Source organism: uncultured Tateyamaria sp. (genome assembly GCF_947503385.1).
Lineage (GTDB): Bacteria > Pseudomonadota > Alphaproteobacteria > Rhodobacterales > Rhodobacteraceae > Tateyamaria.
The window spans coordinates 238,927-254,892 of record NZ_CANNDO010000001.1 but is presented as its reverse complement, the minus strand read 5'-3'; the positions used below and the strand labels follow the sequence as shown (position 1 = coordinate 254,892).

Below are 15,966 nucleotides of genomic sequence, written 5' to 3'. Positions count from 1 at the left end.
TGTCGCAGGAAATCCAATCAGAATCGGCTTGACCCTTTGCCTCACCCTTTCTAGATAGGCCGCCTAGTGGGCCGTTAGCTCAGTTGGTAGAGCAACTGACTTTTAATCAGTGGGTCGCAGGTTCGAACCCTGCACGGCTCACCACTGACTTCTTCGTACAGATAACGTACGTAAGCGCTGGCGGCAGGCTTGGGCCTGCGCGTCAGTCCGTTTGGGCAGCTTGTCGACTGTGCTATCGGTGGGTGCGACCGAAACGACGGTTGCTGCTGTGACGACGATGGCGCGGGCCGTATGGACAGGATCAATCCAAAGTAGACCGACCGCGCCCCTGCCGTCGGAATGCTGAGTGCATCAGACGGCCCACGCTTTTGCGTTGTCTTCCAGATGCGCGCGCGTCGTCGTGCCGGGAATGGCAAGGATGTTTGGCGACCGGGCAAGGAGTGTACGTAACGCCGCACCCGGATCGACAATTGCGCCCCGTTGCATTGGGTTCGCACCCAACGGACCATGCGGCACGAAGGCGATTCCCAGATCGTTCAGCCAGTCGATCATATCCTCCTGCGCTGGATCGCGCGCATCGGCGGGCGAATACCGGTTCTGCACTGCTGCAATCGGGGCGACCTTCCGTGCCGCCTCCACTTCGGAGCGGGACACGTTGGATAGCCCGATCATGCCGATCTTGCCGGCTTGCCGCATCTTTTCGAGTGCGGCCACACTGGCTGAGACCGGGGTGACGCCGTCCGGTGCGTGCACATAGTAAAGGTCGACCTTGTTCGTGCGGAGGCTTGCGAGGCTTTGATCAAGATGCCGGATCATCGCCTCGGGCGACGTGTCACGTCTGATATTGGTGGCACTTTTTTCGACGCCGCCCTTGGAGGCGATGAACATCTCGCCATAGCGTCCATCCTGATCCACAAGCGCGTCTGCGATCAGCCTCTCGTTCTCATGGGGTCCGTATGCGCGGGCGGTGTCGATATGCGTGATCCCGAGGTCACGGGCACGGCGGAGGAGGTCGATGCCACCCTGCCAGTCTGCATAGGGGCCGAAGTTGCGGGGCTGGCCAGTCAGACGCATCGCGCCATACCCGATCCGGTTCACCGTGCGCCCGTTCAGGAAAGTGAAACTGGTGTTGTTGGCCTTGGTCATGCCTTGGTTCCTTTCGGTTTGTCTGAAGGGAACATATCCAGCGATGGTTACTGCGGTAGTGGCATGAAAGGTAAGATTGTAATACGTCTGGCGTATGAGTGTTCGATTTGACCGGCTTACTCTTTTGGCGACCTTTGTCCGGATCGCCGAACGGCAATCACTGTCCGGGGCCGCACGTGACTTGGGCATGTCGCAACCATCGGTGTCGCGGCAGCTTGCAGCGTTGGAAGGTCGGCTGGGTGTCGTGCTGGTGCGGCGGACCACGCATGATGTGACGCTGACGCCGGACGGTCTCGCGCTGTTGGCGGATGCAAGGCGAATGCTCGGAGAGTGGGAGGCCATTGAGGATCGCCACAGCGCGGATCACGTGTTGCTCGGTACGATCCGCGTCGTTGCTCCGGTTGCGCTTGGTCAAAGCCTGTTCATGCAAGCCGCCGCACAGTTCATGGAGGATCATCCCGACATCACTATCGACTGGCGATTGCGCGATGATGCCATTCGCTTTGCCGAGGAAGGCTGCGACTGCTGGCTCAAGATCGGCCCGGTCCCGGATGAGACCCTCGTCGTGCGTGAACTGGCGCGGGTGGAACGTCTTGTCGTGGGGACGCGTCGATGCCGCGCAACCAATGCGGACAAGGAATTGGAAGCCATGCCATGGCTCACACTAGGACCGTTCGAGGGCAACCGGATCGCGTTGTTCGATCAGAATGGCGATGCGCGGCGCTTCACTGTCACGCCGAAATTGGCAAGCGATAACATCTTTGCCGTCCATGAAGCCGCGCGGCACGGCGTCGGCATAGCGATTATGCCGCGCTGGCTTGTCGGCGCTGAACTTGACGACGGGACTTTGGTCGATATGGCACCTGGCCTGCGCGCGGCACGCCTGCCGGTGAACCTCGCCCTTGCGCCGGGCGGTAAACGGCCTGCGCGCGTCGAACAGTTCTGCGCGGCTGTTCAAAACTGGTGCGAAGGCAGACTGGGCAGGGGCCACTAACAGCTGCCCTTGTGCAAAGTGCTGCGCCAAACGGGGCTGGATGTTCCTAGAGCAGCCAGAGGATCACGCCGGTCGCTAGCGCGCCGAGGGTCAGAATGCTTGCCAGTGTGGTCATGCGCTGATGCGACTGGGCCTCGACATCATGTTCTTTCATGCGTTTTTGCGTCTCTCTGCACTTCGTCACAGCCGCCCAGAATATGAGAACAGCGACCAAGATAAACACTTCGGCCACCCCTTTGGCGACAAGGGGATAATCGGTGTCTTTGAACACGGCCTTGAGCCCCAAGGCGAGTGCGATGCAGGCCATTCCCGTCCGCATCCAACCCGCAAACGTCCGCTCATTCGCGAGCATCGTGCGGTCCTCGGCCCAGGCCGTTCGTGTGTCTGCCAAATCGTTGGAACTTGGGTCATCCGAAAGGTCTGTGTCAGGCATATGTCATTTCCTTTTTGTCCTCTGCCCAAAGAGTTAGCACCCCCGAGCCTCTGGGGTGGAGGGCACACGGGTCTCTGGCGGCTTTGCTTTCCATCACGCTAGCATGTCGCCGGGTTCTCGTGCACTGTCGTGGAATGGAAGCGACAATTGTGGACAGCCCGACGCCATGACCTCTTCGGATAGAACGGAGTTGCCTGAGCATGTCAGGTCGTTGAGTCCGCTAGGGCAGTACCAGTGGCCCCGCAGTGAGACAGAGCAGACGATTGGGCATCTGTTCGACAAGGTCAAAATGGCGTTTGGTGGCGGGCAGGATGACGCTGCCATCGACACGGCCGAGCTGGAGAGACGGTCGGACGACGCCTTGGAAGCTGCCATCCGCGAGGCATTGGGCGCGGTTCTGCACGACGTGCTTGATGACGGATATCTCGGATGGGCGCGGCAGGATGTTGAGGGACAGGCAAAGCGGCTTTTTGTGCATCCACCGATGGATGCCAACGTTCTGTCAGATTGGGCCAAGCGCCGCGATATACCCGTTTTGTCGGAGGTGGCGCAGCTGCGCAACTTGTCCAACGCGCCCAGTCTTGTCGTCCCAAACCTAGAGCGGTTTTTTGGGCGGCAGGTTGATCAACTTGCGCCGCTTTTTGAGGTCTTTGATGCGCTGGCGGCACATTCGGGGCGTGTTCTGGTCGGGTGCAACAGTTGGGCGTTCCGGTTTCTTGAGCAATTTGACGAGGTGCAATTGCTGTTCGGGCAGGGGCATACCTTTCCGGCCTTTGATGCAGAGGCTTTGGCGATTGTTCTGGAACAGGGGATCGGCGCAAAGGCGACGGTAAAGTCTGTCGAAACGGGGCAGTCAATCTTTGAGCGCGATGGGGACGGCGCCTTGAACGATCCCTTCCTCAAGGACCTTGCCCAAGGGAGCCTTGGCCACCCGTGGGTCGCGGCCGAGATGCTTTTGCAGGGCATGGCCGAGGCCACGGAAGAAGACAAAGACACATCAGACAGCCAGTTGTGGGTACAGCTGCCCGCGGCGTGTTCGGTGCCCTCTTCGGCGCGCGACGCACATCTGTTCGCGCTGCACAGCCTTTTGATCCATGGACCCCGCAAGGTGGCGGATTTGGACCAGCTTCTTCCCAACCCACCGTCCAACGGGGTGTGGTCGTCGCTGCACCGCAACGGGTTCGTCAATCTAAAGGATGATCTGGTGTCCTGTGCTATCCGAAACTATCCAGACATCCGGAGCGAATTGAGCGCTGCGGGCTTTAACTTGGACAGATTGTAGCTGGACCTATGGAAGACCGCGTTCAAAGAGTTTCAAACCTGTTCAACGACATCAACGGTTGGGTGATCGCCGAGATTATCCTGAGCGTGGTGCTGGTGTGGGCGTTCATCAAATTCACGCAGAAATTCCTGCCATGGATCAGTGAGTTTCTGCCGGCCAAGCTGCGGCATCTGACGCTGAATTCTGTGCCGGTCTTGCGGGTGCTTGCCCTGTTGTTGCTGGTGGTTTGGATCGTCCCCCTGATCTTTAACATCACGCTGCAAAACTTTGTCTTTATCGCGGGCGCGTTGAGTGTCGCGGTTGGCTTTGCCGTCAAGGATCTGGCGACAAGTGTCATCGCGGGCTTTGTTGCGTTGTTTGAAAAGCCGTACCGGTTGGGCGACTGGATCAAGATCGGGGACGATTATGGTGAGGTCGTCACGATCGGGATGCGCGCGGTGCAGATCCGCACGCCCGACGACAATGTCGTTACCATTGCCCATGACCGCATCTGGACAGAGAATGTCCTCAACGCCAATGACGGTTTTGGAACTTTGATGTGTGTGGCGACGTTCTACGTTGCACACAATCAAGATACGTCTGCGGTGGCTGCGCTGCTGCGGACCGTGGGCAAGACAAGCCCATATCTCAACTTGGACCGCAGCGTGATTGTGGTTGCGGAAAACACGGCGTTTTGCATGGTCTACAAACTCAAAGCCTACCCGTTTGAACCGCGCAATCAGTTTGCCTTCATCACCGATATGACGGAACGCGGCAATGCCGCCTTGCGTGCGGCAGGCGTCTGCGACGCGTCCGTGCCGGATGATTTGATCACTGAAAGCGCTAGGTCGTAAGCCCGCGGCGCGATGCGTCTGTCGATTGAGGGGTAAAAGGCGTTGGAACCGATTAACATCCTGATTACGCAACTGCGCGAGATCGCGCGGGGGTCCATCGAACTGCTGCCTCAGATCGCAGTGGCCGTAGTTGTTCTGCTGCTCACCATCGGGCTGAACAAGGTCGTCAGCTTTGTGGTTGAACGCGTGCTGGCGCGCACGAAACTGCGGCCCAGCCTCAAAGAGCTGTTTTCCCTTCTGTCATCGATCCTAGTCTGGATTCTCGGGCTAATGATTGCGGCGGTCATCGTTTTTCCGGGGCTCACACCATCAAGCATCCTCGCAGGTCTTGGCATCGGCTCTGTCGCCATTGGCTTTGCTTTTAAGGATGTTTTCGAAAACTTCCTTGCCGGAATCATTATCCTGTTCCGACGCGAAATGCGGATTGGCGACTATATCGAGTGTGAAGGGATCGAGGGCGAAGTGGAACACATCGCCATTCGCGAAAGCCATATTCAACAAACTGATGGACAGTTGGTGATCGTGCCCAACTCGATCCTGTTCAAGAACCCCGTCGTCATTCGCACGCACCTGCCAACGCGCCGCGTGACGGTCATCTGTGGCGTAGCCTACGATGTCGATGTGGACGAGGCGCGCGACGTGATCCGCGCCGCCGTTGCGGATTGTGACAGCGTTGTCCAGCAGGACAAGCCGATCCAGATTTTCGCACAGGAGTTCGGGTCGTCCTCAATCAATTTTGAAGTGACGTGGTGGTGTGGTTCCAAACCGGGCGAGGTGCGTGCGTCGCGGGATGAGGTTGTGGCAAAGGTCAAGCGCGCGTTGGATGATGCAAAGATCGAAATTCCGTTCCCGTATCGGACGCTGACGTTCAAGGAGCCTTTGCCCATTGCGCAGGCAGAGGAAGCGTGACGCTGCTGACGGGCGGCATTTGGGCGTAGGGTTTTCCGGTCAAAGCGGGTTTTCCGCAGTCTGCCCGGTCGTGGGATCGTAGCGCCCGCCGCCAAGCCGTGCGTGCCCCCAATCCATGAGGGACAGCAACACCGGCTCCAGCGACCGGCCTGCTTCGGTCAAGGTATAGCGGTAGCGGACGGGGCGGTTCTGATACGGCGACTTTTCCACCAAACCCAGTTCCAGCAGCCGCTTGAGCCGGCTGGACAGGATATTGGTCGGGATGTGCTCTTCGCTATGCTGAAGCGCCTGAAACGTTTCTTTGCCGTGCCACATCAGATCGCGGACTATCAAAAGCGTCCACTTGTCCCCGATCACTTCGAGGCTGCGCGCGATGGAACAGCGCGAGCGAAAATCGAGCGTGCCGTCCAATTCGTTCACCTTTCCTTGTGGGTCCGCAAAGCAGTTTACCACAGTCACTTGCAAAGATGAAGTTACCTTGATACGAGGTCACTTGCAGAATTAAAGTGATGGGTCAAAGAGATGGACGAAACACGGCGAACCCTCATCGCACATGCCGCTGCCGCGACCGCAGCGCTGAGCGCGGGAACTGCCGTCGTCGCGACCCGGTTCGTCGTCGCTGATGTCGATCCTGTGTCGCTGGCGTTCTGGCGCTATCTGATCGGCGCGATGTGTTTTCTGCCTGTCCTGCCGTTTCTGTGGCCAAAGCACAGCCTGTCATTGCGTGATGTTGCGACGATTGCGGGTCTTGGTGTGTTGTTCTTTTGCCTTTTCACGTGGGGTTTCAACGCAGCGCTGGATATCATCCCGGCGGCACGCGGTGCGGTGGGGCTTGCCACTGTTCCCATTCAAACGCTGATCGTTGCGGCGTTGTTCGGGCGTGAGGCGATGACGGGGCGCAAAATCGCCGCTGTGGCACTTGCATTCCTTGGTGTCACGGTGGTGTTCGGTCCCGCTGCGCTGGGTGAGGTACAAACGGGTGCGATACGTGGTGATGTCTACATGCTTTTGGGCGTGTTTTGCGCGGCACTTTATTCAGTCTTCAGCCGCCACAGCTTGCGGGCGCACGGTCCACTTTTTGTCACGGCTCTGGCGATGATGTTCGGTGCGGTCGCCTTGTTCGTCGTATCTTTTGTCACGTCTGGCGGTCCGACATGGCCGGTGCTCACACCCCACGGCTGGGGCGCGCTTTTGTTCTTCGGAACCATTGCGGGTGCCGTGCAATTCGCCCTTTTCACGTGGGCACTGCGATGGTTGCCGCCCTCGACGACGGTGATCTACATCGCATTGAATCCGATTACGGCCATGTTGCTTGGCGCAATCCTGTTGGGTGAGGCGGTCACTGCCGCGCTCGTTCTCGGATTGGCCCTTGTCCTTTTGGCCATTGCACTCAGCTCGGGTCTGGTCGGTTGGCCGCGGCGCAGGTGACGGTCAGAAACGGTTGCGCGCCGACATCACATGCCGTCTTGCAGCCTGTGCGCGACCGTCCCTGTGGATCACCTGTGGAACCCTCTCTTGGATGCGACTTTTGGCAGCGATTCACAGCGCCGGGATATTCTCGGCAAAGACCACTTGGAGGCGCGGCAGATATTGGGGTTCGGCAGCCCCCCGAACCGCAGATGCGAGCAACTTGACCACCTCGCGCGCTTCGACCCGCGGGTTTTGATCAATCACCGCATCCAGAGTTCCGTCCAAAAGCATCCGCTTGGTCGCACCGGTAAGATCATGCGCGATAAAGACGACATCGCGGTGAATGCCCGCTTCGGCCAATGCTTGTCCGATCCCCTGATTGCCCGACCCGATACTGTAGATTGCGGATGGCGGGTCGTCGGCGAGGATGCGGCGCATTTCGGTATAAGCGCGGTCCCGATCGTCGCTGACTTCGACGATTTCCACAATCGTCAGGTTCCGGAAATCCTGTGACAGAATCGACTTGAAGCCCATCTCCCGTTCCTCGTGGCCCCGGTAGCTGAGCGAGCCGATCACGATGACCACTTTGTGGTTTTTGTCCGGGTGCAGGAACCGCCCCATGAGCAAACCAGCGAGCCGACCCGCGGAACGATTGTCTATGCCGATGTAGCCGGTCTTTTGCAAAGACGGCAGGTCGGACACCAGCGAGGCGACGGGCACCCCTTTCTCCGACAGGGCTTCAATGGCTGCGCGCACTGACGGGTGATCCAGCGTGACCAGACCAACCGCGTCCGTTTTGCCCACCAACGAATTCAGCCGCAGGGCCATGTGATCCGGGTCAAGACCATCCACCACATGCACCATCGGTTGGATCCCGCCATAGTTGCGCGCCTCTTCCAGCAGGTATTGATGCAGCAATCCCATGAACGAATTGCTGCCTGCGGGCAGAACGAAATCCATACGAATGGCCGCTTCTTCCTGAACGGGACCAAACCAGCCCCGCCGACGCGCGATTTCGAGCACGATGTTCCGCGTACGGTCGCGTACGCCCGTCCGGTCGTTCAGGACGCGATCAACGGTTGTAACCGATACGCCGGCCTCCTGCGCAATCTCTGCCAAGGTGACTTTCATGGGGTGCCTCGCTGCGATCCATCATCACCCATCAAAAAGCATCATTTTGCAGAAAGGAAAGGTAATTCCCGCGAAAATGGAACGTGAATGACCAAATCGACGGAAAATGGTGGAAAATGAAGTGCAATGATGTTTGCGAAGAAATCATTTCCTATCAAGGCTGGTCTCAGCAGGGACATTCAGATCCCTTGGGAGGGAAAATGCCTAATCAATCCACACTGTCACGACGGTCGTTTTTGACCTCATCAACCGGAGCCGCTGCATTGGCGGTTGCGACACCTCTGTATCTGCGACCCGAACGTGCGCGCGCCGCCACGGACCTTGCCGATGGTATGATGGGGGGACCCACGGGATTTGACGGTGCGGAACGCTATCAGTATGGCCCCGACACACCCGAAGGCCGCGCGATAAACGCGGTGCGTGCGATGAAAGATGCAGGTTCTGCGCCAGACCGCATTGTTCTGGGCCTGTCGGATGGGTCCATCGGTCAGATCACACAGCCTTTCCCGGCCGGTGCGCCGTCGATCAAAGAGCTGTGGGAGCAGGAAACCGGTATCACGCTGGACATCGTCGGCGTGCCCAACGGCCAGGAATTCACCAAGGTCATGCAGGACATCTCTACCAAGGGCGGTGGGTTTGATATCTATGCGGTCGAATGGAACCGTTTGGGTGATCTGGCGGAGTCCGGCGGTATCGTCAATCTGGATGAGTATGTCGAAACCCATAAGCCCGAATGGGACATGCCCGAGCGTGGCTATGTCGGAGGGGCACAGGGTGTCAGCCTGCTGAACGGCTACCGTGGGTCGACCTACGGTGTGTGCCTTGATGGTGACTTTCAGACCTGGAACCACCGGACCGATTTGTTTGGTGATCCGGCGGAGCAGGCCGCCTTTGCGGATGCGCATGGTTACGCGCTGGCGCCGCCCAAGACGTGGAAAGAGCATGATGAGATTGCCGCATTCTTTCATCGCCCCGATGACGGTCTGATCGGCTGCACCGATCTGCGCAATCAGGGCTGGGGGTACACCAACTGGTATCAGCGATACGTCACCATGGCTTCGCCCAACCAATTCCTGTTTGCAGACGATGGCACGGCATTGATCAACTCTGAACAAGGGGTGCAGGCAACGACCGAATATGTCGCGTCGTTGTCGCATCACTCGGCGGACGCGATTTCGTGGGGCTGGCCGGAGCAATACGGCAACTTTGCCACGGGGGGTGCCGCGATGACATGCGCATTTTCCAACCTGCCAAAGTTCCTCGACAATCCCGGCAATGACGGCTCGACCGTGACGGGCAAAGTCGGGTCGCACCTGCCGCCCGGCAGGGACCATGCCGATGGGCGTATCAGCCGGACTGTGCTGTGGTTCAATCTGTCGGCCTCGGTCTCGACCCAGTCGGAGCATCCCGAGCTGTGCTATCTGTTCCTGCAATGGCTGGGTTCGTCGCGGATCTATTCGTGGATGACGGCAAATCCGGGCGGGTTCTTTGACCCGTTCCAATTGGCCAACTTCTCTGACCCGTTGGTGCGCCAGACTTATCACGACTACCACATGGATATCGTGCGCGAATCCGTGCGCCGGACGGTGCCGACCATCAACTATCCGGGGGCAACGGCGTTCCACAACGCGCTGGACGAAAACCTGACCGCGGCGCTGACCGGTTCCATGTCGCCCGAGGACGCCATGGCTAATACCGAACGCCAGTGGAAACGCATCGCCCGCCGTGTCGGCGAGGACAAGCTGGTCGAAGCTGTGCGTGCAAACAAGGCGGCCTGGCCGGACCTGATTGATCCGGTCTGAGCCCGCACCCCGAGAGAAGAGGCAGGGGCTCCCGCCTGCCTCTTCCCGCCTGTTTCCGACTGATGGATGATCCATGCAACGCGCGATCCCTTTCGAGATTTTCAGATACGCCGTGATCCTTGGCATCGTCGCGATTTCGCTCGTGCCGACCCTTTGGATGGTTTCCATGGCGTTCAAGCCGATTGCCGAATGGTCTGCTGCCGGTGCCGACCTGACATGGTGGCCGCGCAACCCGACACTGGACAATTTCAGGTTCATCTTTGGCCAATCCTCGACCGATTTGATCGTGGCGCTGGAGCGCACGGCGGGGCGTCCGATCCTTGCCTCGCTGTTGACGGCCACATTCGGAACGCTGATTGCGATGACGGCTGGCACAGCGGCGGCCTACGGTTTGTCGCGGTTCGGACAGGGCGGCAATCTGCCCCTAGCGCTGATTCAGTTGCGCCTGTTTCCACCGATGGCGGTGATGATCCCGGTCATGATCATGTGGTCGTTTTTGGGTCTGATCGACAACTGGTTCGGGCTGTCGCTCATTTATGGGATCGTAACGCTGCCCTTTGCCTTTTGGCTGATGAAGACCTTTTTTGACGACATGCCGCGCGAGATTGAGGATGCGGCGTTGGTCGAGGGCTGCACACGCTGGCGTGTGTTTGTACGGGTCACGTTGCCGATGATGCGGCCTGCGCTGGCGTCCTCTGCGCTCTTTGTCTTTATCCTGAACTGGTCCGACTATCTGATCGCGTTGCTGCTGACGACACGCGATTGGGCGACAATTCCTGTTTATATGGCCTCGCTTTCATCCTCCATGACGGGCCAGCTTTATGGGGCCAAGGCCGCATTGGGTGTGATTGCAGCCGTGCCGCCGATCATCATGGGCATCGCGATCCAAAAGCACCTTGTGCGCGGCCTGACATTCGGAGCGCTGAAAGAATGACAAACGCGTCGACCATGGAACCGGTTGCCGAACGGCCAGCCGCGTCTGCATCGACCGGCGCGGGATTGGGCCTGTGGCTGACGTTGCCAGCGCAGTTGTTGGTCCTCTTTATTGCGCTGTTTCCGATCCTGATGCAGGTCTACATCTCTTTGACGGACTGGTCGCCACTGGATGGCATCCCATGGTGGCGGGCGCACGAGCTTTGGATTGGTCTGCTGAATTATACAGACTTGATGGCGGATAGCCGGTTCTGGGGTGCGCTGTGGCGGACCATGTTTGTCATGGCGGTTTGCGTGCCTGTTCAGTTCCTTTTGGGCCTTGGTTTGGCTGTCCTCTTTGTTGACGACTTTCATGGCAAGCGGGTGCTCTATTCCACATTGCTGGTGCCGATGATGGTGGTGCCTGCGGTGGCCGGATACATGTTCTTCATGCTGTTCCAGTCGGGCGGGCCGGTGAACGATCTGTTGTCGTTGTTCACCAGTGACCCGGTGCGGATTGCGTGGCTGTCTGACCCCGACCTTGCCCTGATTGCGGTGATGGTCGCGGACATCTGGCAGTGGACGCCGCTGATGTTTCTGATCCTGCTGGCTGGCATGATCAGCGTGCCCCAAGATCAACAGATGGCGGCGATTTTGCTGGGGGCTTCGTGGTGGCGGCGGTTCTTTACCATCGTGCTGCCCCGGATGAAGTCGATCATCATTATCGCATTGGCGATCCGGGTCATTGAGATTTTCAAGATTTTCGACACGCTGTTCATCATGACCGGCGGCGGCCCCGGCGTCGCGACCGAAACGATCTCTGTCTACATCTACAAGGTCACGCAACAGGAACTGATCTGGAGCTATGTCGCGGCCATCGCGCTGGCGATCCTGATCGTGCTGTCGGTGGTGTCCGTCTTTGCCATCAAGCGGATGCAGCGGGGGCAGGGCACATGAGCGAGATTGTGTTGGAAAACCTCGGCAAGACCTTTGGCGATTTCACGGCCCTTGCGGACATGAACCTGACCATTGCAAACGGGGAATTCATGGCTTTGCTTGGCCCGTCGGGCTGCGGCAAATCGACGACGATGAACATGATTGCGGGCATGTTGCGCCCGTCAACCGGGGCGATCCGGTTCAATGGGCGGGACATTGTCGACGTGCCCATGGCCAAGCGCGGCGTCGGGTTCGTCTTTCAGAATTATGCGATATTCACGCATATGTCGGTGCGCGAAAACCTCGCCTATGGTCCGCGGGCGCAAGGTGTCGCAGCGGCAGAGATCACCAAGCGCGTGCAGGCATTTGCCGAACTCCTGCAACTTGAGACGATGCTGGACCGCCCGGCCGCCGGACTGTCGGTCAACATTCTGCAACGCCTCGCTATTGGGCGTTCTGCCATTCTGGAACCGGCCATCTTTTTGCTGGATGAACCGCTGTCCAATGTCGACGCCGCCTTTCGTGCGGTCATGCGGTCCGAGTTGAAAAGCCTTCAGGGTCAGTTTGGGCAGACCATGGTTTATGTGACCCATGACCAATTGGAAGCCATGACGATGGCCGACCGGATCGCCGTGATGGATCACGGCAAGCTCTTGCAGGTCGGCACCCCGCTTGAGATTTACAACAACCCTGCGGACGCTTTTGTGGCCCGGTTCATCGGCGCGCCGGGGATGAACATCCTTGAAGGCACTTTGACCCGCCATGCCGATACTGTCTCCGCCGAGGTGGCCGGATTGGGATCAGTGACACTGTCACCGGCGATGCAAGGCGCAGCTGCACTGCAAGCAGCGCGCGAAGTCCAAATCGGGTTTCGGCCAGAACAGATCAATGCAGCCGATCAAGGACTTACGATGCAGGTGACCTTTGTCGAACGGATCGGGGCGCGCACCATCGTGCATATGGAACAAGGCGCATCCTTGGCCAAGGCTGTTCTGCCTGCCGATGTCCCGCCACCCGTGGCAGGCGACGCCTGGACCTTTGCCGTGCCAGATGACGCCATTCGCCTGTTTGATCCCGTCACCGGTCGAGCGCTTGGGGGGAGAACGCACTGATGGCCTCCATCCGTTTTGATAACGTTTCAAAGTCCTATGGCGATGTCGTGGCGGTCGATCAGGTCAGCTTTGAAGTGCCGGACAACGCGTTCTTCTGTTTTTTTGGCCCGCCCTTGTCGGGGAAGTCCACAATCCTGAAGCTCATCTTGGGGCTGGAAACACCTGACAGCGGTGAGATCTTTTTTGATGGGCAGCCCATGCACGACGTCAGCCCGCCGGACCGGAACGTCGCGATGGTGTTCCAGAACCTTGCCCTGTTTCCACACATGACGGCGCTGGAAAACGTGCGCTTTCCGCTGGTGGAGCGCAAGATCGACGCGGCCACGATCACCGCCCGTGTCGCGGAGGTGACGGAAAAGCTGCATATGGCCCACATTCTGCACAAACCGCCCGCCCAGCTGTCGGGTGGCGAGCGTCAGCGCGTGGCGATTGCGCGTGCGTTGGTGCGCGACCCGGTGGCCTATCTGATGGATGATCCGATCTCGGCGCTGGATGCGCGGTTGCGCGAGGAAACAAGGGTAGAGCTGCGCCGGATGCAGCAAGACATGGCGAAAACGCTGATCTACGTGACCCACGATCAGGAAGAGGCGATGTCGGTATCTGACCAGATGCTGATCCTGGACGCAGGCCGCGTGCGCCAGATTGGTGCGCCCCATGATCTCTATGATGCACCCAACAGCACATATGTCGCCTCGATGCTTGGCGCGCCTGCGATGAACATGGCGGGCACCGCCGAAGCTGCCGGTGCGCTGACACATGCACCTGATCTGGATCGTGGCGCAAAAACGGTTGGTATCCGCCCTGAACACCTCAGGGTGGCGCAAAAGGCGGGACCGGGGCGCGTGACTGCGATCGAACCCTTGGGGGCGACAACGATTTTGTCGGTGGAGGCAGCGGGCGTGACTTGGAAGGCCGCGCTGCGCGGCCAGCCAAAGCATGACATCGGGGCTGCGGTAGAATTGAGTGTGGATGCCGGTGGGCTGCATTGTTTCGATGCGCTGGGCAATACACTGCCCGCGGCATGAAGAAAGGCGTGTGAAGATGACACAACTGGAGTTGAAGCCAGACCCGGATATCCGGGTAAACAAGTTCAAGATCGGCTGCATCGGTGCTGGCATGATCATGGCGGAATGCCATCTGGCGGCGTATGCCGAGGCCGGGTTTGACGTTGTCGCCATTGCCTCACGCACTGCATCCCGCGCGGCAGAAGTGGCCAAACGCTGGTCGATCCCGGTGGTCCACGACACGCCCGCCGCTCTGATCACAGATCCAGATGTCGAGATTGTGGACATCGCCTATCCACCCGACCAACAGCCTGCACTGATCCGCGCGGCGCTGGCCGCCCCCAACGTCAAAGCGATCCTCGCCCAAAAGCCGCTGGCATTGACGCTGGAAGAGGCGATTGCCCTGCGCGATGAAGCCGTCGCAGCGGGCAAGATCCTGTCGGTCAACCAGAACATGCGGTTTGACCAGTCCATGCAGGTGCTCAAGCAGCTTCTGGATCAGGGTGCGCTGGGTGATCCTGTTTTTGCACAGATCAACATGAACGCCATCCCACATTGGCAAGGGTTTCTGGCCGAGTATGACCGACTGACGCTGGCGAATATGAGCATCCACCATCTGGACGCGTTGCGGTTCCTGTTCGGGGAGGTGGCAGAAGTGACGTCCGTCACACGTCAGGACCCACGAACCAGCTTTGACCATGACGACGGCATTGTCGCCACGACATTGCGCTTTGCCTCGGGTGTGTTGGCGCTGTCGCTGGAGGACGTATGGGCCGGACCACGGCAAGACGGGTTTGAGGACGATCAGGTGATCACGTGGCGTGTCGAGGGCACAAAGGGTGTCGCCAAGGGCAGCATCGGCTGGCCCACAGGCGCGCCCTCCACCCTCAGCTATGCCAGCGCAACACACTCGAACGGCAAATGGGTCACACCCGAATGGGACACGATGTGGTTTCCGCACGCCTTCATCGGCGTGATGGAACAGCTGCAATACGCGGCAGAAACCGGGACGGAACCTGCGCTGAACGTGGCTGACAATGTCCGGACCATGGCGCTGGTCGAGGCCGCCTATCAATCCATCGAACACGGAAAAACCGTGCGCATGAACGACATCAAACACGGAACGGGAGGAACAACAACATGATGCAGACAGGTATATTCTCGGGGTATTTTCCCTACACCTTGGAAGAAACAGCCAAGGTCATCCGGTCGCACAATTTCAATTGTGTGCAACTGGATATGCATTTCAAAGACCTGGATGTCACGGACGGCCAGATCACCAAAGACAAATGTGTTCAGGTGCGCGAGACGTTTCGACGCCATCACCTGCCGGTTTCGGCCATCTCATGCTACACCAACATCATCAATCCCGACCTCGACAAGCGAAAGGTTCTGCTGGATCGGTTCAAGGAAATCCTGCGGCACGCGCAGTATCTGGGATCGCCCTATGTCTGCTCTGAAACGGGGACCTTCGATACCGAAAGCGACTGGGTGCACCACCCGAAAAACAAGACCGAAGAGGGCTGGGACGACTGCCGCACGGTCATCGCGGAACTGGCGCAATATGCCTATGACCACGGGGCGGTGTTCCTGCTGGAAACCTATGTGAACAACGTCGTCGGCTCGGTCGAAGAAACCTTGCGCATGTTTGCAGAGGTCGATCATCCTGGCCTCGGTCTGATCATGGATCCCACCAACTATTTTGAGGATCACAACATCGACAAGATGGACGCGACGCTGAACCATGTCTTTGATGCCCTGTCGGACAAGATCTATCTGGCGCACGCCAAGGATGTCGCCCGCGCCGAAGATGACGGTGCGGAAAAACACGCCGATATCGGCGATGATGATGCCGCCGAAAGCCACACATTCCGCGGTGTTGGGGCCATCGAACTGCCCGCGCCGGGCTTGGGTGTGCTGAACTACGATCTGTATTTGCAGAGGTTGGCGAAAAAGCATCCCAACATCTCCATGATCATCGAGCATCTGGACGAAAGCGATGTGCCGCGCGCCAAGGCGTTTCTGGATCAGAAGCTGTCTGAAAACGGTCTCTGACACGCCG

At 58.9% G+C, this 15,966-nt stretch carries 16 protein-coding genes and 1 tRNA gene; 13 read left to right on the top strand and 4 right to left on the bottom strand.

Annotation, left to right across the window (positions count from 1 at the left end):
• The first annotated feature begins 68 nt into the window (after positions 1-68).
• A tRNA-Lys gene (locus Q1A85_RS01265) sits at positions 69-144 on the top strand.
• 207 nt (positions 145-351) lie between these two features.
• Here Q1A85_RS01265 and Q1A85_RS01260 read toward each other — a convergent pair.
• Positions 352-1,146 carry an aldo/keto reductase gene (locus Q1A85_RS01260; protein ID WP_299684234.1) on the bottom strand — a complete coding sequence of 265 codons (795 nt, stop codon included), beginning with the start codon at positions 1,144-1,146 and terminating at the stop codon, positions 352-354.
• Positions 1,147-1,240: 94 nt separating this feature from the next.
• Here Q1A85_RS01260 and Q1A85_RS01255 point away from each other — a divergent pair, with 94 nt between their 5' ends.
• Positions 1,241-2,140 carry a LysR family transcriptional regulator gene (locus Q1A85_RS01255; RefSeq protein WP_299684232.1) on the top strand — a complete coding sequence of 300 codons (900 nt, stop codon included), beginning with the start codon at positions 1,241-1,243 and terminating at the stop codon, positions 2,138-2,140.
• Between the two features lie 46 nt (positions 2,141-2,186).
• Here the strand turns inward: Q1A85_RS01255 and Q1A85_RS01250 are convergent, their stop codons facing one another.
• On the bottom strand, positions 2,187-2,573 hold the full coding sequence (locus tag Q1A85_RS01250) for a DUF202 domain-containing protein (protein WP_299684230.1): 387 nt from the start codon (positions 2,571-2,573) through the stop codon (positions 2,187-2,189).
• Between the two features lie 211 nt (positions 2,574-2,784).
• Between Q1A85_RS01250 and Q1A85_RS01245 the strand changes: the two genes are divergently transcribed.
• The 3 genes from Q1A85_RS01245 to Q1A85_RS01235 are packed head-to-tail and all read left to right on the top strand — an operon-like array spanning position 2,785 to position 5,597.
• Positions 2,785-3,855 (top strand): hypothetical protein, encoded by a 1,071-nt coding sequence (locus Q1A85_RS01245; RefSeq protein ID WP_299684228.1) that lies wholly within the window; start codon positions 2,785-2,787, stop codon positions 3,853-3,855.
• Between the two features lie 8 nt (positions 3,856-3,863).
• Positions 3,864-4,688: a mechanosensitive ion channel domain-containing protein gene (locus Q1A85_RS01240; protein ID WP_299684226.1), complete on the top strand. Its 825-nt coding sequence runs from the start codon at positions 3,864-3,866 to the stop codon at positions 4,686-4,688.
• Between the two features lie 42 nt (positions 4,689-4,730).
• A complete protein-coding gene (locus tag Q1A85_RS01235; RefSeq protein WP_299684224.1) occupies positions 4,731-5,597 on the top strand; it encodes a mechanosensitive ion channel family protein in 867 nt (288 codons plus the stop codon).
• 39 nt (positions 5,598-5,636) lie between these two features.
• On the opposite strand, the gene Q1A85_RS01230 is transcribed toward Q1A85_RS01235, so the two are convergent.
• Positions 5,637-6,017 (bottom strand): helix-turn-helix domain-containing protein, encoded by a 381-nt coding sequence (locus Q1A85_RS01230; RefSeq protein ID WP_299684222.1) that lies wholly within the window; start codon positions 6,015-6,017, stop codon positions 5,637-5,639.
• A gap of 102 nt (positions 6,018-6,119) precedes the next feature.
• Here Q1A85_RS01230 and Q1A85_RS01225 point away from each other — a divergent pair, with 102 nt between their 5' ends.
• Positions 6,120-7,025: a DMT family transporter gene (locus Q1A85_RS01225; RefSeq protein ID WP_299684220.1), complete on the top strand. Its 906-nt coding sequence runs from the start codon at positions 6,120-6,122 to the stop codon at positions 7,023-7,025.
• A 111-nt stretch (positions 7,026-7,136) separates the two neighbouring features.
• On the opposite strand, the gene Q1A85_RS01220 is transcribed toward Q1A85_RS01225, so the two are convergent.
• Positions 7,137-8,138 (bottom strand): LacI family DNA-binding transcriptional regulator, encoded by a 1,002-nt coding sequence (locus Q1A85_RS01220; RefSeq protein ID WP_299684218.1) that lies wholly within the window; start codon positions 8,136-8,138, stop codon positions 7,137-7,139.
• A 200-nt stretch (positions 8,139-8,338) separates the two neighbouring features.
• Here Q1A85_RS01220 and Q1A85_RS01215 point away from each other — a divergent pair, with 200 nt between their 5' ends.
• The 7 genes from Q1A85_RS01215 (at position 8,339) to Q1A85_RS01185 (ending at position 15,959) form a co-directional block, all read left to right on the top strand.
• Positions 8,339-9,940: an extracellular solute-binding protein gene (locus Q1A85_RS01215; RefSeq protein ID WP_299684216.1), complete on the top strand. Its 1,602-nt coding sequence runs from the start codon at positions 8,339-8,341 to the stop codon at positions 9,938-9,940.
• A 73-nt stretch (positions 9,941-10,013) separates the two neighbouring features.
• Positions 10,014-10,874 carry a carbohydrate ABC transporter permease gene (locus tag Q1A85_RS01210; protein ID WP_299684214.1) on the top strand — a complete coding sequence of 287 codons (861 nt, stop codon included), beginning with the start codon at positions 10,014-10,016 and terminating at the stop codon, positions 10,872-10,874.
• Between the two features lie 14 nt (positions 10,875-10,888).
• A complete protein-coding gene (locus tag Q1A85_RS01205) occupies positions 10,889-11,809 on the top strand; it encodes a sugar ABC transporter permease (protein WP_299684212.1) in 921 nt (306 codons plus the stop codon).
• A complete protein-coding gene (locus tag Q1A85_RS01200; RefSeq protein ID WP_299684210.1) occupies positions 11,806-12,900 on the top strand; it encodes an ABC transporter ATP-binding protein in 1,095 nt (364 codons plus the stop codon). Before Q1A85_RS01205 ends, Q1A85_RS01200 begins: the two co-directional genes overlap by 4 nt.
• Entirely contained in the window at positions 12,900-13,925 is a 1,026-nt protein-coding gene (locus Q1A85_RS01195; protein ID WP_299684208.1) for an ABC transporter ATP-binding protein, read from the top strand. The genes Q1A85_RS01200 and Q1A85_RS01195 overlap by 1 nt, the downstream gene beginning before the upstream one ends.
• Positions 13,926-13,941: 16 nt before the next feature.
• Entirely contained in the window at positions 13,942-15,048 is a 1,107-nt protein-coding gene (locus tag Q1A85_RS01190; RefSeq protein ID WP_299684206.1) for a Gfo/Idh/MocA family oxidoreductase, read from the top strand.
• Positions 15,045-15,959, top strand: coding sequence for a sugar phosphate isomerase/epimerase (locus Q1A85_RS01185; protein ID WP_299684204.1), 915 nt, complete (start codon positions 15,045-15,047; stop codon positions 15,957-15,959). The genes Q1A85_RS01190 and Q1A85_RS01185 overlap by 4 nt, the downstream gene beginning before the upstream one ends.
• Positions 15,960-15,966 lie beyond the last annotated feature (7 nt).

Excerpts from the sequence above, each read along its gene's own strand:
- Q1A85_RS01260 (WP_299684234.1), bottom strand. The coding sequence starts at position 1,146 with ATGACCAAGGCCAACAACACCAGTTTCACTTTCCTGAACGGGCGCACG.
- Q1A85_RS01255 (WP_299684232.1), top strand. The coding sequence starts at position 1,241 with ATGAGTGTTCGATTTGACCGGCTTACTCTTTTGGCGACCTTTGTCCGG.
- Q1A85_RS01250 (WP_299684230.1), bottom strand. The coding sequence starts at position 2,573 with ATGCCTGACACAGACCTTTCGGATGACCCAAGTTCCAACGATTTGGCA.
- Q1A85_RS01240 (WP_299684226.1), top strand. The coding sequence starts at position 3,864 with ATGGAAGACCGCGTTCAAAGAGTTTCAAACCTGTTCAACGACATCAAC.
- Q1A85_RS01225 (WP_299684220.1), top strand. The coding sequence starts at position 6,120 with ATGGACGAAACACGGCGAACCCTCATCGCACATGCCGCTGCCGCGACC.
- Q1A85_RS01220 (WP_299684218.1), bottom strand. The coding sequence starts at position 8,138 with ATGAAAGTCACCTTGGCAGAGATTGCGCAGGAGGCCGGCGTATCGGTT.
- Q1A85_RS01215 (WP_299684216.1), top strand. The coding sequence starts at position 8,339 with ATGCCTAATCAATCCACACTGTCACGACGGTCGTTTTTGACCTCATCA.
- Q1A85_RS01210 (WP_299684214.1), top strand. The coding sequence starts at position 10,014 with ATGCAACGCGCGATCCCTTTCGAGATTTTCAGATACGCCGTGATCCTT.
- Q1A85_RS01205 (WP_299684212.1), top strand. The coding sequence starts at position 10,889 with ATGGAACCGGTTGCCGAACGGCCAGCCGCGTCTGCATCGACCGGCGCG.
- Q1A85_RS01200 (WP_299684210.1), top strand. The coding sequence starts at position 11,806 with ATGAGCGAGATTGTGTTGGAAAACCTCGGCAAGACCTTTGGCGATTTC.
- Q1A85_RS01195 (WP_299684208.1), top strand. The coding sequence starts at position 12,900 with ATGGCCTCCATCCGTTTTGATAACGTTTCAAAGTCCTATGGCGATGTC.
- Q1A85_RS01190 (WP_299684206.1), top strand. The coding sequence starts at position 13,942 with ATGACACAACTGGAGTTGAAGCCAGACCCGGATATCCGGGTAAACAAG.
- Q1A85_RS01185 (WP_299684204.1), top strand. The coding sequence starts at position 15,045 with ATGATGCAGACAGGTATATTCTCGGGGTATTTTCCCTACACCTTGGAA.